Source organism: Streptomyces sp. NPDC052036, assembly GCF_040680495.1.
Taxonomy (GTDB): domain Bacteria; phylum Actinomycetota; class Actinomycetes; order Streptomycetales; family Streptomycetaceae; genus Streptomyces.
Map to the genome: position 1 here is coordinate 38,563 of NZ_JBFAWW010000049.1, position 20,449 is coordinate 59,011.

General features: G+C 69.9%; 21 protein-coding genes and 1 pseudogene. 16 read left to right on the forward strand and 6 right to left on the reverse strand.

Features of this window, described 5'->3' with window-relative positions; all coding sequences use genetic code 11:
* Positions 1-435 precede the first annotated feature (435 nt).
* Entirely contained in the window at positions 436-1,656 is a 1,221-nt protein-coding gene (locus AB0L95_RS37580) for an ISAs1 family transposase (RefSeq protein ID WP_365170330.1), read from the forward strand.
* Here AB0L95_RS37580 and AB0L95_RS37585 read toward each other — a convergent pair whose 3' ends face one another.
* A complete protein-coding gene (locus tag AB0L95_RS37585) occupies positions 1,657-2,661 on the reverse strand; it encodes a helix-turn-helix domain-containing protein (RefSeq protein ID WP_365170333.1) in 1,005 nt (334 codons plus the stop codon). It abuts the gene before it with no gap.
* Between the two features lie 127 nt (positions 2,662-2,788).
* On the opposite strand from AB0L95_RS37585, the gene AB0L95_RS37590 reads away from it, so the two are divergent.
* The 13 genes from AB0L95_RS37590 (at position 2,789) to AB0L95_RS37650 (ending at position 15,385) form a co-directional block, all read left to right on the forward strand.
* The gene (locus AB0L95_RS37590; RefSeq protein ID WP_365170336.1) at positions 2,789-3,754 is read left to right on the forward strand and encodes an NADP-dependent oxidoreductase; all 966 of its coding nucleotides are present in this window, start codon (positions 2,789-2,791) and stop codon (positions 3,752-3,754) included.
* Between the two features lie 30 nt (positions 3,755-3,784).
* Complete coding sequence (locus tag AB0L95_RS37595; protein WP_365170339.1) at positions 3,785-4,105, forward strand: NIPSNAP family protein; 321 nt, start codon at positions 3,785-3,787, stop codon at positions 4,103-4,105.
* Between the two features lie 69 nt (positions 4,106-4,174).
* On the forward strand, positions 4,175-5,161 hold the full coding sequence (locus tag AB0L95_RS37600) for a hypothetical protein (RefSeq protein WP_365170341.1): 987 nt from the start codon (positions 4,175-4,177) through the stop codon (positions 5,159-5,161).
* A gap of 126 nt (positions 5,162-5,287) precedes the next feature.
* Positions 5,288-5,428 carry a hypothetical protein gene (locus AB0L95_RS37605; protein WP_365170344.1) on the forward strand — a complete coding sequence of 47 codons (141 nt, stop codon included), beginning with the start codon at positions 5,288-5,290 and terminating at the stop codon, positions 5,426-5,428.
* A 445-nt stretch (positions 5,429-5,873) separates the two neighbouring features.
* Positions 5,874-6,071, forward strand: a complete 198-nt coding sequence (locus AB0L95_RS37610; protein WP_189898410.1) for a 4-oxalocrotonate tautomerase family protein — start codon at positions 5,874-5,876, stop codon at positions 6,069-6,071.
* Between the two features lie 265 nt (positions 6,072-6,336).
* Positions 6,337-7,620 carry a multidrug effflux MFS transporter gene (locus AB0L95_RS37615; protein WP_365170347.1) on the forward strand — a complete coding sequence of 428 codons (1,284 nt, stop codon included), beginning with the start codon at positions 6,337-6,339 and terminating at the stop codon, positions 7,618-7,620.
* Positions 7,621-7,764: 144 nt separating this feature from the next.
* Positions 7,765-8,682: a LysR family transcriptional regulator gene (locus AB0L95_RS37620; protein ID WP_365170350.1), complete on the forward strand. Its 918-nt coding sequence runs from the start codon at positions 7,765-7,767 to the stop codon at positions 8,680-8,682.
* Positions 8,683-8,962: 280 nt separating this feature from the next.
* Positions 8,963-9,895 carry a hypothetical protein gene (locus AB0L95_RS37625; RefSeq protein ID WP_365170353.1) on the forward strand — a complete coding sequence of 311 codons (933 nt, stop codon included), beginning with the start codon at positions 8,963-8,965 and terminating at the stop codon, positions 9,893-9,895.
* Positions 9,892-10,698: an alpha/beta hydrolase gene (locus tag AB0L95_RS37630; RefSeq protein WP_365170356.1), complete on the forward strand. Its 807-nt coding sequence runs from the start codon at positions 9,892-9,894 to the stop codon at positions 10,696-10,698. Before AB0L95_RS37625 ends, AB0L95_RS37630 begins: the two co-directional genes overlap by 4 nt.
* Positions 10,695-12,914: an isocitrate/isopropylmalate family dehydrogenase gene (locus AB0L95_RS37635; RefSeq protein WP_365170359.1), complete on the forward strand. Its 2,220-nt coding sequence runs from the start codon at positions 10,695-10,697 to the stop codon at positions 12,912-12,914. Before AB0L95_RS37630 ends, AB0L95_RS37635 begins: the two co-directional genes overlap by 4 nt.
* Entirely contained in the window at positions 12,911-13,612 is a 702-nt protein-coding gene (locus tag AB0L95_RS37640) for an RraA family protein (protein WP_365170362.1), read from the forward strand. The genes AB0L95_RS37635 and AB0L95_RS37640 overlap by 4 nt, the downstream gene beginning before the upstream one ends.
* Complete coding sequence (locus AB0L95_RS37645; protein WP_365170365.1) at positions 13,596-14,540, forward strand: DUF6282 family protein; 945 nt, start codon at positions 13,596-13,598, stop codon at positions 14,538-14,540. Before AB0L95_RS37640 ends, AB0L95_RS37645 begins: the two co-directional genes overlap by 17 nt.
* A 272-nt stretch (positions 14,541-14,812) precedes the next feature.
* Positions 14,813-15,385 (forward strand): TetR family transcriptional regulator, encoded by a 573-nt coding sequence (locus tag AB0L95_RS37650; protein ID WP_365170368.1) that lies wholly within the window; start codon positions 14,813-14,815, stop codon positions 15,383-15,385.
* Positions 15,386-15,457: 72 nt separating this feature from the next.
* On the opposite strand, the gene AB0L95_RS37655 is transcribed toward AB0L95_RS37650, so the two are convergent.
* The 5 genes and pseudogenes from AB0L95_RS37655 to AB0L95_RS37675 form a co-directional block, all read right to left on the reverse strand.
* A complete protein-coding gene (locus AB0L95_RS37655; RefSeq protein ID WP_365170371.1) occupies positions 15,458-15,667 on the reverse strand; it encodes a hypothetical protein in 210 nt (69 codons plus the stop codon).
* 15 nt (positions 15,668-15,682) lie between these two features.
* Positions 15,683-15,943: a hypothetical protein gene (locus tag AB0L95_RS37660; RefSeq protein WP_365170374.1), complete on the reverse strand. Its 261-nt coding sequence runs from the start codon at positions 15,941-15,943 to the stop codon at positions 15,683-15,685.
* A gap of 9 nt (positions 15,944-15,952) precedes the next feature.
* Positions 15,953-16,657, reverse strand: coding sequence for a transposase (locus AB0L95_RS37665; RefSeq protein ID WP_365170377.1), 705 nt, complete (start codon positions 16,655-16,657; stop codon positions 15,953-15,955).
* A gap of 760 nt (positions 16,658-17,417) precedes the next feature.
* Positions 17,418-17,480 (reverse strand): annotated as a pseudogene (locus tag AB0L95_RS37670) (hypothetical protein); the annotation flags it as partial.
* Positions 17,481-17,867: 387 nt separating this feature from the next.
* Entirely contained in the window at positions 17,868-18,764 is an 897-nt protein-coding gene (locus AB0L95_RS37675; protein WP_365170398.1) for a LysR substrate-binding domain-containing protein, read from the reverse strand.
* 90 nt (positions 18,765-18,854) lie between these two features.
* Here AB0L95_RS37675 and AB0L95_RS37680 point away from each other — a divergent pair, with 90 nt between their 5' ends.
* Positions 18,855-20,183: an aspartate aminotransferase family protein gene (locus tag AB0L95_RS37680; protein WP_365170380.1), complete on the forward strand. Its 1,329-nt coding sequence runs from the start codon at positions 18,855-18,857 to the stop codon at positions 20,181-20,183.
* 21 nt (positions 20,184-20,204) lie between these two features.
* Entirely contained in the window at positions 20,205-20,339 is a 135-nt protein-coding gene (locus tag AB0L95_RS37685) for a hypothetical protein (RefSeq protein ID WP_365170383.1), read from the forward strand.
* Positions 20,340-20,449 lie beyond the last annotated feature (110 nt).

Genomic DNA, 20,449 nt, shown 5'->3' on the forward strand with positions numbered 1-20,449 from the left:
CGCATGGGACCGGAGTCCGAGGAAGCGCTCACGGGATCAGCTTCCCGTTTATCCGGCCGCACGTCCAATAAGCATTCACCGGGATCCGATAAACAGCATTTATGGCAGGATTCATACTTAGCCTCGCTCTTTCGGTTCGAGCGGGATGACGGTGTTGATCGTCAATTTACGGGTGCCTGAGCCGCGTTTTGTGAGCTGGGCGTGCTGAAGGACCGGCGTGGTGGCCGGGGTCTCCGAGGTCCTGCGGATCGTGGGTGGTCAGGGACGCGCAGGTCGGTAGGGCGGTTGCAAGTTCCGGGGTCGTGCGGTTGGTCGGGTTGTGACCGGTTGGGGCGCATAGCAGAGCAGGCACGGGCTTCGTGATCATTGTGGTGTCTAAGCCCGATGATCATGAGGTGGCCCGTGCCTGCCGCTGCATCCTCTCCCATCCCTGCCGTGCTGGTGAAACTGGAGCCGCTGGACCCCGTCCGGATCGCCGACCTGCGCCCCTACTTCGACTCGGTGCCCGACCCGCGCGCGCGGCGGGGCCGGTGGTACTCACTCACGGCGATCCTGCTGGTGTGCGCCTGCGCGGTCGTCTCGGGAGCGAGGAGCATCGATGAACTCGCCGAGTGGGGTCAGCGTGCTTCGAACGCACTCCTGACAGTGATCGGGATCCGCCGCCACCTGCTCGGATGGCGGCGCACTCCGGCGTCGGCCACGATCGGCCGTGTGCTGGGGGCTGTTGACGGTGACGCCCTGGACCGGGCGGTCGGCGCCTACCTGGCCGACCGGTACCGCGCCGCCACCGAACCCGCCCAGGCTCCGTCGCCCTCCGTGTCCGGGCTGTCGCGCGTGATCGCTGTCGACGGCAAAGCACTCAAGGGATCAGCCCGTCTTACCGCGACGCGCAGGCATCTGCTCTCCGCGGTCACTCACGGCACCGTCGTGACCCTCGCCCAGGTGGAAGTCGGCGCGAAGACGAACGAAACCACATACTTCCGGCCGCTCCTGGCACCGCTGGATCTGACCGGCACAGTCGTCACCTTCGACGCCCTGCACTCGGTCAAGGCGAACATCTCCTGGCTGGTCGAGGCCAAGAAGGCCCACTACATCGCCGTGATCAAGACCAACCAGCCCACTGCCCACGCCCAACTCGCCGCCCTGCCCTGGCAGTCCATCGCAGTCCAGCACACCGCCTCCGGGGCCGGACACGGACGCCGCGAGTCCCGCTCGATCAAGACCTGCGGGATCGCCGACGAACTCGGCGGAATCGCCTTTCCCCACGCCCGCCTGGCCATCCGCGTCCACCGCCGCCGCAAGCAGACCGGCCGGCGCGAGACCCGTGAGAGTGTCTACGCCGTCACCAGCCTCGACGCCCACCAAGCCGGCCCCGCCGACCTGGCCGCCGCGATCCGCGGACATTGGGGAGTGGAGAACTCCTCGCACCACATCAGGGATGTCACCTTCGCCGAGGACACCTCCACCGTCCACGCCGGGACCGCACCACGGGCCATGGCAACCCTCCGCAACCTCGCCATCGGCGTGCTGAAAACCCTCGGAGCCGACAACATCGCCAAGACCACCCGGGCGATCCGCGACGAACCCCAACGAGCACCCCCCATCCTGGGCATCACCAACACGGATGGAAGGCCCCGCGGGTCCGCAACGCGCTGATCACGCAGACCGCTCACATCCCGGCCCAGACGCCGTCATAGGCTCCGGTGCGTTGTGGGCGCGACGGTAGGCCAGTGGTGACAGGCCCAGGTGCATGTGGAAGTGCTTGCGCAGGGCGACGGGGTCGCCGAAGCCGGAGGCGGTGGCGATCCGTGCGACGGTCAGATCGGTGGATTCCAGCAGCAGGCGCGCGTGCGCCAGCCGTCGTTGTGCCAGCCACTTCAGTGGGCTGCTGCCCACCTCGCTGCGGAAGCGCCGGGTGAAGGTGCGCACGCTCATGTGCGCGTGCCGGGCCATGTCCTCCAGTGTGATCGGCTCGGCCAGCCGGTCCAGCGCCCACTGGCGGGTCGCCGAGGTGGAGCGGTCGGTGTCCTGCGGTACCGGGTGCTCGATGAACTGCGCCTGCCCGCCCTCGCGCCATGGCGCCACCACGCAGCGCCGCGCGGCGGCCGAGGCCACCGCCGCTCCGTGGTCCAGACGGACCAGGTGCAGGCACAGGTCGATGCCGGCGGCTCCGCCGGCGGACGTCAGGATGCGTCCGTTGTCGACGAACAGCACGTCCGGATCGACCTCGATGTCGGGGAACAGCCGCGCCAGTTCGTCGCACAGCGTCCAGTGTGTGGTGGCCCGGCCGCCGTCCAGCAGACCGGCCGCCGCGAGCAGGAAGGCCGAGGTGCACAGGCTGACGATGCGAGTTTGCGGCCCGATCCGGTCCAGCGCCGCGGCGAGTTCCCCGGGAAGCGCGCCGGTCGCGAGCAGGTCCTCGCCTGGCTCCTGAGTGGCGAGGACGACGGTGTCCGCGCTCTCCAGCACCGACTCGTCGTGGTCGACGACGATCCGGTAGTCCTCGTGCGTGCGCACCGGCCGGCCGCCGAGGGAGAAGGTGACGACGGAGTAGAGAGGAGTCCCGTCCGGCTTACGGGCCTCGTTGAACACCCGGGCCGGGATGCCCAGATCCAGCGGCAGGACTCCGTCGAGGGCGAGAACAGCGACACGATGCGACATGGCTGGAATGGTACGACAGGTGGCCCTCCGGCCACTCACCCGCCTTGGTAAGCACACGCCACTCTTTGTGAAGCGGGGATGCGGTCCCCGCTGAAGGAAGAGCAAGACAGACATGTGCGAGGACACCATGAGCGAGAACACCATGCGGGCAGTCACCATCAGCGAGTTCGGCGGAGCGGAGGTGCTGACCGTCGAGGAGGTCGCGCGCCCCGAGCCGCTGCCGACCGAGGTGCTGGTGCGGGTGCACGCCGCCGGGATCAACCCGGTGGACTGGAAGACCCGCGAGGGTCAGGGAATGGCGGGGCTGCAGACGCTCCCGCTGATCCTCGGCTGGGACGTGTCCGGTGCCGTCGAGAAGGTCGGCTTCGGCGTCACCACCCTGAAGGTCGGCGACGAGGTGTACGGCATGCCGTGGTTCCCGCGCGCCGCCGGCGGCTACGCCGAGTACGTGACCGCACCGGCCCGCCAGTGGGCCCGCAAGCCGGCCACCCTTGACCACGCGCACGCGGCCGCCGTGCCGCTGGCGGCGCTGACCGCCTGGCAGACCGTGGTCGACACCGCCCACGTCCAGGCCGGCCAGCGCGTCCTGATCACGGCCGCCGCCGGCGGAGTGGGCCACTTCGCGGTCCAGTTCGCCCGGCACCTGGGCGCCCACGTGATCGCCACCGCCAGCGCCGCCCGCCACCCCTGGCTCAAGGAACTCGGCGCCGACGAGACCATCGACTACACCACCACGCGCTTCGAGGACGTCGTCAAGGACGTCGACGTCGTCATCGACCTGGTGGGCGACGCCCACGACAACACGAGCACCCGCTCGCTGAAGGTCCTGCGCCCGGGCGGCCTGCTGGTCGCCGTACCGTCCGGTGTCTCCCCGGACCTGACCCGGGCCGCCGAGGCGGCCGACGTGCGCCTCACTGCGTACCTGGTCGAGCCGGACGGTCCCGCGCTGACCGCGATCGCAGGCCTGATCGACGCCGGTCAGGTCGCCGTCGAGGTGGAGGAGACCTTCCCGCTGGAGCAGGCCGGCACGGCCCAGGCCCACGTCCAGGCCGGCCGCACCCGCGGCAAGGTCGTCCTCACCGTGACCGACTGACCAACCCTGCAAACAGTCAGGAGCAGCACGGTGTACTACGAGATCCGCCGCTACCGGGCGCAGCCCGGGCGCCGCGAGGAGTGGGTGCGCTACATGGAGGACGTGGTCATCCCGTTCCAGGCCTCGCTGGGCATGGACGTAACCGCCTCCTTCGTCGACGCCGAGGACGAGGACGGCTACGCGTGGATTCGCCGGTTCGAGGACGAGGCCCAGAGCGAGGCCCTGTACGCGGCCGTGTACGAGCACGACCGCTGGAAGAACGAGATCGGTCCGGTCGTCTACGACCTGCTGATCCCCGAGAAGTCCGTCATCACCCGTGTGTTCCCCACCCCGGCCTCACCCCTGCGATGACCCGGCTCACGGCCGCTTCATCCGCCACCGCACAGCGCAGCACAACAGCGAAGAGAAAGAACCCAGCCCATGAGCAAGAGACTCAACCTCGCTGCGGCCGTAGCTGCCGCAGCGGCCGTCTTCGTGTCGGCCCCCTACGCGTCGGCCGCCGGGGGGCGGGAACACCCCAAGCCGGTAGTCACCGCCGTCAAGACCGTCGCCCCGTTCGACTGGTCCGCCGGGGAGGTACCGGAGAACATCACCGTCAACCCGGACAGCACGCTCACTGTCTCCATGCTGGGCAGCTACGCCGGCAAGCGGCCGGAACTGGTCCGGCTGAGCGCCAACGGGCAGCACAAGACTGTGCTGGTGACCGGCGTCCTCGGTGACGGCTTCACCGGGAACACCCGTGGCAGCGACGGGACCATCTACTACAACGTGTGGTCCAAGGACGCCTCGCGCGCAGGAGTGTGGAAGCTGCCCCCGGGCGGCCACCCCAGCCGCGTCGCGGCCCTGCCCGCGGATGGCCTGCCGAACGGGCTCGCGATCGACCCTGCCGGACACACGCTCTACGTCTCCGACAGCCTCAAGGGCACGATCTGGGCCGTCCCGGTCGCAGGGGGCCAAGCCAGGGCGTGGCTGACCGACCAGGCTCTCGCGCCGGACCCGACGGCTTCGCTGAAGTTCGGCGTGAACGGGCTGCGCTACCACAACGGGGCGGTGTGGGTCACGAACTTCGACACGGGCACCCTGCTGCGGATTCCCGTGACCGCTGCCGGGAAGCCGGGCTGCATCCACCAGGTGACCGATGGTGAGGTGGGCATTGACGACTTCAACTTCCTGTCCTCCCGCTCCGACATTGTGTTCGCCGCGGTGAACACGCAGAACAAGGTGGACATGGTCTACCCGAACGGCACGAAGGTCACCGTGCTCACTGCGGCCGACGGGCTGGCCAGCCCCACCGCCACCGCCGTGCGCGGCACCGAGCTGTACATCACCGACGCCTCGCTTGCCGCCCCGCACCACGCGCAGCTGCAGGGTGGCCGGATCAACCTCGCGCGGTTGCAGGGCAGCTGACCGTGCAGCGCCGGAGCCACGGCCTCACACTTCGATGTCTGCTGCGGGCAGCCTGGTGCCCGCAGCAGCGAGGTGCCGGAGCGCTTCACTAGTGGGGCCACCTCGCGGGTGCCCTCGCTCCGCAAGATGACCTGCTACGGGCTCCTGGGCGGCGTGGCCGTCTCCGGAGCCCTGGAGTGGCCGGTCGCCGTCGCAGTCGGCGCCGCCACCGAGGTGATCACCCGCGAGCAGGCGGCACGGAAGCGAGCCGAGCAGGCGGGTCGGTAGGCCGGCACCGAGCCTTCCGCCCGGACGGAGGCCGCCCAGCAAACGGCCATGGCGTGACTGACGCGTTCTCGCCGTGAACACCGGTGGGTCCAAAGGCGGTCGGGCACCGGGATCCACCGAGCGTCACGCGCCGGACGGCACGCGGACTGTTGTTGCGCATGTCGCCCGGACAGGGTGTTGTCGCGTGCCTCGCCGCGACGGCTCTGGCGGCACTCATCGCCGTACGCAGGATCTGAGCGCCCCTGCCCGGCTGCCCCCGTGCGGCGGATTCGAGCATGCCCCGGGCCTCCGACCCCGGCGACCCATCACGATTCGTGATCGGTTCCAGATCGGATTGCGTCTTGGACGGCCTGCGGCCCGGTGCTGGACTTGGTCCAGGACGGCTCCCCGGCCCAGTGGCCCGGGATCGTGCGCGACCAGTCCAGCCTCACCCCCGGAGAACGTTATGCCTCTCATCCACGTGCAGCAGACCCCCGGCAAGACCGCCGAGCAGAAGGCCGAACTGGTCCGCGAGCTGACCGACGCCTATGTGAAGGCCACCGGCAGCAAGCCGGAGAGCGTGTGGGTGACCGTGCAGGAGATCGCCCCGGACAGCTGGTCGATCGCCGGCGAGACGCTGGCGGCCCGCGCCGCCAGGCGCTGACCCCGCGGGCCGCCAGAGCCGCGGCTGGCGCCGGTCGGCCGCTCCCCTCAGCCGCCGTGTCCGGGTCGATTCATCCCCCGTACTCGGCCCGGAAACGGCTCCTGCCCGCATACCGGCGGTCCCGCATCCCAGCCCCCCGCATCCCGGCAGTTCCCTGACGGAGCAGGGCGCACCCATCGAGCGCCTGTACGCCGTCGGCGGGACTGCCGGGCTCTGCTGCGTCCGCTGCCCGGAATCCCTCGATCCAAGGAAGTTGCCACGTGCAATGAAGAGCGCATCGTCACGCACGCCGTACGGGCTGTTGCTCGCCGTGCTGTGCTCACTGAACGCCGGCGGCCTGTTCGCCTCCGACATCAACCTGCCCGGCGTGCCGGCCACCGCGCACGCCTTCGACACCCCGGTCGCGTCGGTTCAGTGGACGTTCAGCGCGTTCATGATCGGTATTGCGGTCTCGCAGGCCGTGTACGGGCCGATCTCGGATGCGTACGGCCGTAAGCGCGTCATCGTCTCCGGGCTCGCCCTGTTCATCGTCGCCTCCCTGGTGTGCGCGGTGGCGCCCACGGTGGAGGTGTTCGGCGCCGGCCGGCTGCTCCAGGCGCTGGGTGCCGGATCGGGCATGGTGCTCGGCCGGGCCGTGATCAGCGACCTGTACGAGGAGAAGGACGCGGCGCGGATGTTCGCCACGGTCATGCCGATCGTCGGTGTCTCCCCGTCCGTCGCCCCGCTGGTCGGCGGCTATCTGACCACGTACGTCTCCTGGCGCGCCCCGTTCGTGGTCACCGCCCTGATCGGTCTGGTGACGCTGGTCGTCATGGTCACCTCCATCCCCGAGAGCTTGCCGCCGGAGCGGCGCAGCAAGCATCTGGGTGCCACGCTCCAGGGCTACCCGAAGCTGCTGACCCGCCCGTTGTTCTGGGCCTACACCGTCAACCTGGCGGTGGCGTACGGGGGTTACTTCGGCTATCTGGCGGCCTCCCCGCTGGTCTTCCAGAAGATGGGCCTGGCCACCGAGACCACCAGCTACTGCTACATCACCGTCTCGCTCGCCTACGTCGCGGGTAACCTGACCTCGCGCTCCCTGGTCCGCAAGCGGCACGTCAACCAGCTGCTCTGGACGGGCCACGGGTTCTTCCTCGTCGGGGCGCTGATGATGCTGGGCCTGGGCCTCAGCGGGGCCGGCGCGCCCTGGGGTCTGCTGGTGCTCGTCTTCATGCCGGTGATGACCTTCGGCAACGGCTTCCTGCTGCCGCTGTCGATGAGCGCGGGCGTGACGACGTTCCGCTCGACCGCTGGCTCGGCCTCCGGCCTGATGGGTGCGCTTCAGCTGCTCGCCGCCTCGCTGGGTATCTTCCTCTCCAGCCGGCTGCCGTCGGGTGATCTGTTCGCGCTCGGCTGGTTCGTCGTGGCTGCTGCGGTGGTGGGGATCTGCGCCTTCGCTCTGTTCCTTTCGCTGGCGGCCCGCCAGGCTGCCGGTGCGCGCGAGGCGGGCGACGATACCCGTGGCGCGGGGAACCGGTCCAGGGAATTGCAAGGAACCGCGGCCGAGTAGATAGGAATGCACGAATCGGGATAGCGACCCCGCCCGGTGGCGGGTGTCGCTTCTCGGTGTGCTTAGATTCCCCTGCGGCGATCCCAGAGATTGAAAGATTTCAAATTCAACGAATGGAGTCGCCTGGAGAGACAGGGGGATTCCGTGGAACTGCGTCAGATTCAGTACTTCGTCGCCGTCGCGGAGGAGTTGCATTTCGGCAGGGCGGCCGGGCGGCTGCACATAGGCCAGCCCGCGGTCAGCCAGCAGGTGCGCCGCCTGGAGCGTGAACTGCGCACGCAGCTCTTCGACCGCTCCGGCCGCACCGTCACCCTCACCCCCGTCGGCCAGGCCCTGCTGCCCGAGGCGCGCGAACTGCTGCGGGCCATGGACTCCTTCGCGGCCAAGGCCGAGCGCCTCGCCACGCGGAGCGAGGCCACGTTCCGGGTCGGCATCAGCTCCGCCCTGGGTGAGCGCCTCGACGACTTCCTGGACGCGCTGCCCGGCCGCGGCGACGGCACCCGCTTCGAGTTCCAGACCCTGGACGCCCACGCCCGCCTGGAGGGGGTGCGTGCCGGGCGGTTGGACGCGGCCTTCGTCCGCGGTGTCGAAAGCGCCCCCGGCCTGCGGCTTCTCACCCTCTGGCACGACCCTCTGGTGGTCGCGCTGCCCGCCGCGCACCCGCTGGCCGGGCGCGACCGGCTGGACCTGGCCGACCTGGCGGAGCTGCCGTTGCGCATCGCCGCCCGCACCGAGAACCCGGTGCTCTTCGACGCTGTCGTCGCCGCCTGCCGGAAGGCCGGCTTCGAGCCGGTCCTCGGCCCGCCCTCCACCGGGCTCCAGGACACGCTCGCCGAGATCGGCGCGGGTGCCGCCTGCTGGACGCTGATGTACCCGACGGCGGCCCCCATGGTCTCCTCCCGCCGCGTCGTGCTGCTCCCGCTGAATGGGGATCCCATCACCATGCGCATGTTTCTAGCCCTTCGGGAGAATGCCGACCCGGGCCGTCTCGAGCTGCTTACTGCAGCAAGTACGGAGGTTCGCCGGATGGTTGACGAAGAGAATCAAAGCCATCGGACATGACCGATTTTTTACCTTCCCCTTGCAGGTTTTTGCGGGCCGTGCGGGTGTCGTGCGATAGTTTTGAAGCAATGATCTTCCGGTTTCGCCGGGCCGATATGCACGTCGGGCCCGAGGGCATGGACTGCCGAACCGGGGAGTCGTCAACGGGGTGGTGCGGGATGCCGAAGAAGAATTCCCGCCGGTTAAAAGCACTTTAAGTCGCAATCACTTCGCCGCATAATGGCGGATCTCGCGCTCTGCTCTCACCCCGTCAACTGTGTCTGTCATACATGGAGGGGAAATGATCGTCAACCTTGACGTGACGCTGCGTGACGGGGGTTACCGCAACAACTTCGGCTTCCCCCTTGAGTACGCACTGCACCACGCCCGGGAGAGCGTCGCGGCGGGCATGGAGTGGGTCGAGATCGCCTACCGCAACGGCTCGTTCAAGCCCAAGCCCGGCATCGGCCGCACCGGCGTCGGCGCCGACGACTACATACGCGCGGTCGCCGAGGTCATCTCCCCCGACCGCATCTGCGTGATCCTGCACCCGAAGAACATCACCGAGGACGACCTCCCCCGCATGTACGAGGCCGGCGTCCGCCTCGTACGGTTCTGCCTGCCCTCCGGGGCGCCCGAGCCCGGGCTCGCCCTGCTCACCCAGGCCGCCGGGCTCGGCTTCACCACGACCGTCAACATCACCCGGGTCAGCCAGCTGGACCGGCGCCGCCTCGTCGAACTCGCCGCGATGTCCGGCGACGCCGGCGCCGACGTGGTCTACCTGGCCGACTCCAACGGCAGCATGCTGCCGAGCGAGGTGGCCCAACTGGTCACCCTGGTCCGGTCGGTGACGGACGCGGCGGTCGGCCTGCACGCCCACAACAACCTCGGCCTGGCGCTGGCCAACGCGATCGCGGCCGTGGACACGGGCGCCACCTGGATCGACTCCTCCGTCCTGGGCATGGGCAAGGGCCCGGGCAACCTGGTCACCGAGCAGTGGCTGGCCTACCTCGGCCGGCACACCGCGGCCGACGGCCACGACCTCGGCCGGATCCTCAGCCTCGCGCACCGCATGGAGTCCGAGCTCGCGGAGGCCAAGCCGTCCCTGCCGCTGCCCGACCTGGTCCTCGGGCACTTCGACCTGTCCGTCGAGGAGCGCGCCAAGCTCCCCGTGGACCGGATCGGCGACGCCTTCTCGGCGGCCCGCGAGCTGACCGCGGCGGCCGCCCGGTGACCTCGCGTCCCCAGGGTCCGGCGCGCACCTGCGCGCCGGACCCGGCCCTCGCCGCTCTGGGCGACACCGGCGCACCGCGCCACGCGGCCGTCCTCGCCCCCGTCATGCCCCGCTGGGACCACGGCGCGTGCTTCCGGCAGGTCGCCGAGCCGCTGCTCGCGTCCGGGCACCGGATCACCGTCTACGACACCCTGTCGCTGCTGCGCCCGGGCGACGACCTCAAGGCGCTCGTCGGCCGCTGGGCGGACCACCTGGGAAGCCGCGACGACACCCCCGACGTACTGGCTGGCAACGCGCTGGGCGGCGCCGTCGTCCAGGCCCTCCTCGCCTACGAGTGGACCCACCGGGCAAAGGTGCTGTTGCTGTCCGGCCCCACCGTTGCCGACGAGGAGCTGAACGCCGAGCTGGAGCGCATCGCCGCCGCCGTCGGCGACCAGGGCCTGCCCGCCGCGCTGCACCTCCTCGAAGACGTCGTACGGGGCCCCGGGGCGCGGCGGAGCACCCAGCCGCCGACCGTCCAGCCGCCCGCTGCCGACGAGGAGGCGGCGGGACGGCGGCTCTCCGCCGGTCTGCGGCTGCTGCGCGACGCCGACGCGAGCGGGCCCGTACGGGACTTCCCCGGACCGCTGCTGCACCTCTACGGCGAGCAGTCGCTGCTCGTCCGGCGCCGGCACCTGGCCACCGGCCCCGGCCCGCAGCACCGCATCGTGGGCATCCCGCAGGCCGGAATGCGCCCGCACGTCGACCGACCGTCCCTCACCCGAGACGCCATCGCCCGCTTCCTGGGAGCTGAAGAGCAATGAACCTCAAGACCGTCGCAGTCCTCCCCGGCGACGGAATCGGGCCGGAGGTACTCGACGCCGCGCTGCCGGTGATCGAGGCCCTCGGCCTGCCTGTCGACCTGGAATTCGGTGACATCGGCTGGGAGTGCTGGCGCACTGAGGGTACTCCGGTCCCGGACCGTACCTGGGACCTGATCGGCCGCAGCGACGCCGTGCTGCTCGGCGCCACCACCACCAAGCCACGCCGGGAAGCGCTGGCGGAGCTGGCACCCGAACTACGCGGACAGGCCCCCCAGTACGTCTCACCCATCATCCAACTCCGCCAGCGCCTGGACCTGTTCGCCAACCTGCGCCCGGTGGAGAACTACCTCGGCGGCGGCACTCCGTACCGCTTCTGCGTGGTCCGGGAGAACACCGAGGGCCTCTACGCCGGCCTGGACTGGGACCACGTACCGGACGGGATGTGGCCGCTGGTCGCCGACCACCCCAACGCCTGCCGCAGCGGCCGTCCCGGCTCCACCGCGAGCATCCGGCTGCAGACCGCGCACGGTCTGGACCGCATCCTGCGCTTCGCCTTCGACACCGCCCGCGACCACGGCTACGGGCGAGTCACCCTCGCCGACAAGCCGAACGTCCTGCGGCAGAGCAGCGCGTACGTCCTGGGTCGGTTGGAGGCGATCGCCGCCGACTACCCGGAGATCCCCTTCGAGGTCCTGAACGTCGACGCCGTCGCCCTGTGGATGGCGCGCCGCCCGGAGCAGTTCGGCGTGATCGTCGCCGAGAACATGTTCGGCGACATCCTCTCCGACCTCGGCGGCGGCGTGATGGGCGGCCTCGGCCTGGCCCCCAGCGCCAACATCGGCGAGCACGGCAACTACTTCGAGCCGGTGCACGGCAGCGCCCCCTCGATGGCCGGGCGCGGGCGCGCCAACCCCGCCGCGGCGTTCCTCACCATCGGCCTGATGCTGGAACACCTCGGCTTCGCGGACGAGGCGGGCAGCATCCAGGACGCCGTACGCCACGTCACCCGCCGACGCGACCGGGTCACCTACGACCTGGGCGGCACCGCCACCACCGGCGAAGCCGCGCAAGCAGTCATCGACGCCTGCCGCGAGGTCCCGCACACCCCCACGGCCGCCGTCATCACCATCGGCGACGAACTGCTCCGCGGCGACCTCGAGGACTCCAACGCCGGCAACGCCTCCCGGATGCTCGGCGAACGGGGCATCCCGGTGCGCGTCCGCCACACCATCGGCGACGACGAGGCCACCATCGCCGACGCCGTGCGCGCCTGCATCGGCCGCGACGACGTCGTCGTGGTGATGGGCGGACTCGGACCCACCTCCGACGACGTGACCCGCAGCGCCGTGGCCCGCGCCCTCGGCCGCCCGCTGGAGCACTGGGAGGAGGCGTGGCAAGGGGTCGTGGAACGCCTCACCCGCTTCGGCGTCGCCATCCACGACGACAACCGCCGCCAGGCGCTGTTCGCCGAGGGCGCCGACCTGCTGCCGAACCCCCACGGCACCGCCTGGGGCTGCCGCACCGAGGCCCAGGGCAGCACGGTGATCATGCTCCCCGGCCCGCCGCGGGAATGCCTGCCGATGCTGGAGATGGTCCTGCGCGACGGCCTGCCGCACCTGCCGAAGCGGCCCGAGGTGACCACCGTCTTCCGCCGCACCCTCGGCATCATCGAGGCGGACGCGGCAGCCCTGGTCGACCAACTCGTGGCGGACAGCGGTGCGCCGGTCAGACCCGCCTACCGCTGGCACTACCCGTACGTCGACATCCGGCTCGGCTGCCCGCCCGAGGCCGCCGACGAACTGGCCAAGCGCCTGGACACCGCACTCGCGGACCACATCGTCACCGGCCGGGACCGCACCGCCGTCCAGGAACTGGCGACACTGCTCGACCAGCACGGCCTCGTCCTGGACCTTGACGACCGGCTCACCGGCGACGTCTTCGCCACCGAGCTGGCACGCGAACGCGACATCACCGACGGCACGGCCACGCTCCACGCCACCGTGTCCGGGACCTGGCAGACCGGGGACCGCACCACCTACACCGGCACGGTAGCCCTGACCTGCACAGTTCGCGACAAGACCGACGAGCGCACCTACCGCCTGACCGTCCCCAACCGCGGCCCCGAAGTAACCACGTGCTTCACCCAGTTCGCAGCCTGGTCCGTCGCCCGGCACCTCACCGGCCGCCACCACACCCGCACGGAGGAACCCGCATGACCACCGCCGCCGCCCCCGAGGCAGCCGAGGCGCTGCGCGAGCGCCTGTCCCGCCTGGACACCGCCGCCCTCTCCGACGCCATGGACAGCCTGCGCACCCCGCCCTGCGTGCTCCCCGGCATCAACGCCCGCACTCCCGGCACCGTCGCCTGCGGACCCGCCTTCACCGTCCGCTACCGCGCCGTCGACGACGACACCACGTTCCACAACGCCGCCAACTACATCGACGACGTACCGGCCGGCTCGGTCGTCGTCGTGGACAACGGCGGCAGCCACACCTGCACCAACTGGGGCTCCCTGCTCAGCTCCGTCGCCCTGCACCGCGGCATCTCCGGCACCGTCGTACACGGCTCGGTACGCGATGTGAACGAGAGCCGCACTGCCGGCTATCCCCTGTTCAGCACCGACGTGACGATGGTCAGCGGCAAGAACCGGGTGGTGCTGGACCGCACCGGCGTCGAGGTCGACATCGCCGGCACGCGCGTCGCCCCGGGCGACTGGATCGTCGCCGACGACAATGGCGCGCTGCGCATCCCGGCCGACCTCGTCGAGGAGGTCGTCCGCCGCGCCGAGGCCGTGGAACGCACCGAGTCCCGCATCCGCGAATCCGCCCTCAACGGCAACCGCCTCGACGAGTCCCGGGCACGCTTCGGATATGCCCGTCCGTGGGAGGACAGGGGCAATGGTGACGAACGCTGATCCTGCAAGGGCGATTGGCTCCGGGCGGGCCACCGGACCGGCGTCCGCCCCGGCCGCCGAACGGCCTACCGCTCCCTCCCCGCAGGACGCCCGCTTCATCGATGTCCACTACCACGTCGGCCCGGACGCGTATGTGCGCCGCCACACCGCGACCACCGCGGGAGCGATCTACGTCACCCACGGCGGCTGGGTCGTCCTCAAGAACCACCTGGGCTCGACCGCGGCCCAGGCATGGGAGGCCCGTCGGCAGGGCCTGCCGGTGTCCGGCTCGATCGTCCTCAACGACATGGCCGGCGGCTTCGACCTACGCGCCGTGGAGCAGGCCGTCATCCAGCACGGGGACGACAGCGGCCTGCGGCTGATCGTCCACCTGCCCACGGTCACCGGCCGCTCCCACCGCAGCCGCCTGGCCCGCACCCCCTCCCACCCGCTGCTCGCCGACGGCCAGCGCCCGCTGACCGTCACCGGCTCCGACGGCGTGCTGCGCCGGGACGTACGCGAACTCCTCCGTGCGGCAAGGGACTTGCCGGTGGTGATCTCCACCGGCCACGCCGACGGCCAGGAGGTGCGGCTGCTGGTCGACGAGGCGGTACGACTCGACCTGCCCCGACTGATGCTCAATCAGCCCGCCAACCCGATGACCGGCCTGACCTGCAGGGACCTCACAGAGGTGGCCGCTGCCGAGCAGGTCTGGACCGAGCAGACCGCGCTCACCCGCCTCCTCGAATACCAGGACCGGTCCGACTTCGCCGACGTACTGTCTCTCCTCCCAAGGGTCGTCTACAGCTCCGACCTCGGCCAGACCTCCCAGATGGACATCGAGCCATGGCTGGAGTGGAGCCGGAGACGGTTCCAGGAGTCCGGGCTGACCCCGGAACGGATCACGGAGATCACGCACACCGGACCCCTCCAGATGCTGACCCTGTGACCCACCGCCGGCCACTGCTCTCCCTGAACGAGGCGGGCTGAACCAGTGCGGGCGGGCGCGCGAGGCGCAGGACGCCCGGCGCCGTAAGTACTGAGCGGGATACATCCCACTAGGGCGTGTTTCGAAAGTCCCGTCTGGCCCGCGACTCCCCCAGCCTGGCGGCTGGGCGGTGCCTCCAGGCACGGCACCTCGCCGCGTTGTCGGGATCGTCCGCGTTGAACGTAGTACTGCACTTGCAGTGATGTCAGTGGGAATCGTCTGAGGAGCTGTCGATGCGTCAGAACCCGGCCCGCCGTACCGCCTTGCTCGACGCCGCCATCGAAGTCCTCGCTCGCGAGGGCTCCCGGGGTCTGACGCTGCGCGCCGTCGACAAGGAGGCGGCCGTCCCCACCGGGACAGCGTCCAACTACTTCGCCAACCGCGCCGACCTGCTGGCCCAGGTCATGGGACGCACTCGCGAGCGCCTGACTCCCGATCCGTCCGAGTTGGCCGACACCACGAACGCCAAACCGTCACACGAACCGGTCAGAACCCTGATGCTGCAACGCGTCGAGCGCATGCGCCGCGAACGCAGCAGCCATCTGGCCATGCTCGAACTGCGCCTGGAAGCCACCCGGCGGCCCGAACTCCATGCGGAGCTGGCGAGTTTCTTCACCGCCGAGCTCGACGCCAACATCGAGTTCCACGTGGGGGACGGACTGCCCGGCGATCGCACCGGGGTGGTCCTGCTGTACCTGGCCATGCTGGGGTTGATCGTCGATGACCTGACCGTCCCGGAACTCCTCACGACACACCGGCTCGACGCCCTGATCGACGCCATGGTGACACGCCTCCTTCCGGGATGAGCCGTCGGCTCAACGTAGCCTTCGTGCTACGCCTGCTCATGGGGCTCTCGGGTACGCCGGGGGCCAACGCGTTCAGAAGGTCGGAACGGCCGGGGAGTTCGCGAACGGGCTCGTCGAGCACAGCCTTGCCGTCCTTCGATGAGGAGCCTGAACGTGAACCAGGTCGTAGTGGGCCTTGCACTTGTCGTGCGGCGCGAAGAGTCTGCGGGTACGTGCGGCGGCGGCGAAGGACAGGGTGGCGAGGATGACGCCGAGGGAGAGGCCGACGCTGATGGAACCCAAGCCGGACAGTGTGTTTCAGGCTTGGAACCAGCGTGGGTGAGGGCGGAGTTTGCGCAGCACGAAGGAGAGCTGGACGATGTCGTCTTCCCGGTGTGGCGGACGGTCCCGCCAGCGGAATTCTGCTGTTGCGCTGCGTACGGGCGTGATGATCTCGTCGGCGAGCCATCGCGCGACCTGTCGGGGGTAGGGGCTCCGTAGGCTCAGCACGATGTGCGTCACGCCTGCGGCGATGAGTTCTGTGATGGCTTTGCGGTCGGTGGCAACTCTGCTGCGCAATTGATGGGTCTACGCGGTGAGCCGGTAGGCAAGGCGTTCGAGGCGGCTGGTGCGGACCCGGCGCAAGGGCTGGTCGCTCCAGTGGGCGTCCAGTTGCACCACGGTGACCGCGGCCGCGGAGAAGGCGTGCTGGAGGCGGACCTTGGGCAGCCCCCGGTAGCGGGCCCGGCGCAGGCCGGTGACGTCCAGGGCCTGGTTGACGGTGCCCTCGATGCCGGCGCGCAGGGTGTACTTGGTCCGCCAGGCCGGGGTGTCCTGCTCGGTGCGGGCCTTGGCGGTGGCCTCGTGGATCTCTTTGGGTCGCAGGGTGAGCATGCGATTGCCGCGGGCGGCGTTGGTGCACTGGTCCTTGACGGGGCAGCTGCCGCAGTCGGCCTTGGCGAACTCGATGACGATGGCGTCGCGTCCGTGCTGGGTGACGGGGTGCCAGCCGGGGCCGGCGTGTTCTTCGGGGCAGCGGACGGTCCGGGTCGCCCAGTCGATACGCAAGGCGCTCTTGGCGAACCCCGCGGCGGCCCTGGCCTGCGGGGAGTGGTCGGCCAGCAGCGGAGTGACCATGGCGATGCCGTTCTTCGTGGCGGCGGTGACCGGGTCGGCCGAGGGGTAGCCGGAGTCGAGGTAGTGCTCGCCCGGAGCGAGGTCGCGTCCGGCAAGCCGCCGCTGGATACCGGCCATGGCCTTCACATCCGACACGGTGGCGTCGGTGGTGTGCACGTCGGTGATCAGATTCGGCCGCGGGCCGGCCCACCGGTCGGCTTCGGCTTCGGCTTCGGCTTCGGCTTCGGCTTCGGCTTCGGCTTCGGCTTCGGCTTCGGCTTCGGCTTCGGCTTCGGCGGGGGTATCGCAGCTCTCGGTGAGGTGGATCTTGTATCCGCACCAGACCAGGTCCCCGCCCTTGGCCGCCCAGCGTGCGTCTGTGTCGTACGGGGAGGCCAGACAGCGTCTGCCAGGCGGGGCCCTCGTCGTCGTCGGCCCGCTTCACGATCACCTCCCGCCCCCGGGTACCGGTACGCACGTAGTAGGTCTGCACCAGCACCTGCCGCAGGATCTGCACGGCCTTGACATCGCGGATCCACATCGGAGCGGCTGCATCGTAGGCGGCCCGCACGATCGCATAGCCGTCCTGCGCGAACACCTGCGCCAGCCGGTCCCTCTTGGTTTTGGACGACGGCAAGGTCCAGCCGTTCACCCTCGGTCCATAGCGGTGGGCGAACTCCGCGACGTCGATCCGGTCGGCCAGCCCCGGGGCGGCCACCGCGAGGGGCTCCAGTGCCGCGCGTACGCTCTTTCCAGCCAGCTCCAGACGGTTCAGGCCCCGCAGCGCGGAGATGACGTGGGTGGCATCGGTACGCTGTTTACCGTCGGCGCCGACCAGCCCGGCGCCGGGACAGTGGCCGACCAGCCGGTCGAGGACCACCCGCTCCAGGCCATGCTCGGCCAACCGGGCGCGGAAGCGGGCCAGCACGCTGGGATCGAAGCCGGTATCCGTCAGCTCCGCCCCGATCGCGTACTTCCAATCGATCGCCCGGACGGCCATCGCGGCAGCCTGCCGGTCAGTCAGGTTCTCGGCGAACTGCAAAACCGTGACCAGCGACAGCACCGCGGTGCCATCCCCGGAGCGTCACGGACCCCGAAAGCGCCGGTGAACGGCTCATCGGCGAAGACCTCCGCCAGGCGGTCCCGCACCCGCATCGGCAAGCTCCCCTTGGGGAAAGCCGCCCGGGCCACCGCCACGGTCTGCTCCGGGACCTCCGGCAGCCCCTTCGGCTGCAACGACATCCGCGTCATCTCCCCTGCAGTCGCACGACAGGAAAGCGACCACGCAAATGATCACCTCGTCATCACACCACTCCCCGCGGCGAAATTGCGCAGCAGAGTCGCCGGGCGCTTCAAAGTCATCGAAGCCGCCCAGCCGTTCGTCGAGCTATTGAGCACCAAGGGCACGATTGTGACGCAGCGTGTCAAGCACAACGCGTACCGCCGCGCGCAGTGGTACGCCGCGGCGGGTCGCTGCCGTGACGGTGCGCGTCACAGGGGGGTTGAGTTCCCTGGTGGCGACGCGATAGCGGCGGTCGACCGCCAGGCCGGGCAGCAGCGCGATCGACAGCCCGGCCTCAACGTGCTGCAGGGTCATCATGTAGTTGCTGAACCGGCACACCACCCGTGGCTCGAACCTCGATTGACGGCACAGTCGTAGCACGAGATTCGCCATGTACGACTGTGGCATGTCGAACGCCCACGGCTCGTCCGCGCAGGCCGCGAGGTCCACGGCGCCGCGTCCGGCCGCGGGATGGTCGGACGGGACCACCAGCAAGATCGAGTCCGTGGCCAGCGGCACGAGGTCGAGGTCCGGTCCCAACGGCAGCTCGTCGAAGTCGGTGGTCGTGATGATGACGTCCGCCTCGCCACCCCGCAGCGCGGGCAGACTCTCGTGCGGCTCCAGCTGCAACAGCTCGACGTCGAGGTGGGGATATTCGCGCGCCAGACGGCTCACCGTCGGCACGGCCATGGTGTGGATCGCGCTCTGGAACGCCCCCAGCCGAACCAGCCCGGCAGGTTCTTCGCCGAACCCGCGCAGCTCCGCCTCGACGCCGTCCATGTGATCGAGGATCGCCCGCGCCCGCCGCGCGAGGATCAGCCCGGCCGGGGTCAGCCGCACCCGGCGGCCGGTTCGTTCCAGCAGGTGCGTGCGCGTCTCGGCCTCGAGCACGGCGAGCTGCTGAGACACGCTTGACGGGCTCAGGTTGGCGGCCTGGGCGACCGCCCGGACGGTGCCCAGCGTGTCCAGCTGGCTCAGCAGCCGCAACCTCCAAGGGTTCATCACGCCCTCATTATTGTGCGGTTTTGCCGATCAGGACATCCGGGATTGTGAGATGGACGTGTCGCTCGAGTACGGCTTACCGTCGGCGATATGGCTGCTTCGACTACCGCCCCGTCGTCTACCGAAGCCTTCTGGGCCGATGCCGAGAGGCACCTCGTCCGCTACGGCGGCGAGTTCACCCGCGAGATCATCGACCGCGCCGCCGGGAGTTTCCTGTTCACCGCGGACGGTCGGAAGATCCTCGACTTCACCTCCGGCCAGATGAGCGCGATCCTCGGCCACTCGCACGCGGCGATCGTCGCGACCGTCCAGCGGCAGGTCGCGACCCTCGACCACCTCTTCAGCGGCATGCTCAGCCGCCCGGTGGTCGACCTCGCCCGACGCCTTGCCGACACGTTGCCCGCGCCGCTGGAGAAGGTGCTGCTGCTGACGACCGGCGCCGAGTCGAACGAAGCAGCGATCCGGATGGCCAAGCTCGTCACCGGCAGGCACGAGATCGTCTCGTTCGCGCGGTCGTGGCACGGCATGACGCAGGCCGCCGCGTCCGCCACCTACAGCGCGGGGCGCAAGGGTTACGGCCCGACCGCGCCCGGCAACTTCGCCATCCCCGTGCCGAATGCGTACCGGCCGGACTTCACCACGGCCGACGGCTCGCTGGACTGGCGCCGCCAGCTGGACTTCGCCTTCGATCTGATCGACGCTCAGTCGACCGGCAGCCTGGCCGCGTGTCTCGTCGAACCGATTCTCAGCTCAGGCGGAATCATCGAACCGCCGACCGGATATTTCGCGGCCCTGCAGGCAAAATGCCGGGAACGCGGCATGCTGTTGATCCTTGACGAGGCCCAGACCGGCCTGTGCCGCACCGGGACCTGGTACGCGTTCGAGCGCGACGGCGTCGTCCCGGACATCCTCACGCTGTCCAAGACGCTCGGTGCCGGACTCCCCCTCGCGGCTGTGGTCACCAGCGCCGAGATTGAGCAGGAGGCGCACGAGCGTGGGTTCCTGTTCTTCACCACCCACGTCGCCGACCCTCTGGTGGCCGCGGTCGGCAACACCGTCCTCGACGTCCTGATCGGCGACCAGCTCGACGAGCGCGCGCGGTTGCTCGGCGCGTTCCTCCGCAACGGCCTGGCGGACATCGCCAGGCGCCACGCAATCGTCGGCGACATCCGCGGCCGCGGCCTGCTGGCCGGACTCGAACTCGTCATCGACCGCGAGACGAAGCGGATCTCGAACGAGCTGGGCGCGCGGGTCACCCGGCGCTGCCTCGAACTCGGTCTGCACATGAACATCCTCCAGCTCCCCGGCATGGGCGGAGTCCTGCGGATAGCGCCGCCGCTGACCGCCACCGAAGACGAGTTGTCGCTCGGCTTGACGATTCTGGACAAGGCGATCGGCGACGTCTGCGCCGTCCTTTGAGCATGCTGCTGGTGCTGACCCGTGCTCGACGAGCACGGACCCGTCGTCGGCCACCAGAGCCACGGAACCAGGCGCTCGGCCGCACAGACCGTCGTCGACCGCGCCAATTACCGCAACTTGTTCATTGCCGACTGCATCCAAGCGGACCTGTGGTGATATATGGGTTGTTACTGAGGTTTTCGGGTTGTCGTCGGGGGTGGTGACGGTTCATGATCCCTGCGGTATGCCGGTGGGATGCGGTATCCGGAGGGTGGGGGCCTGACCGC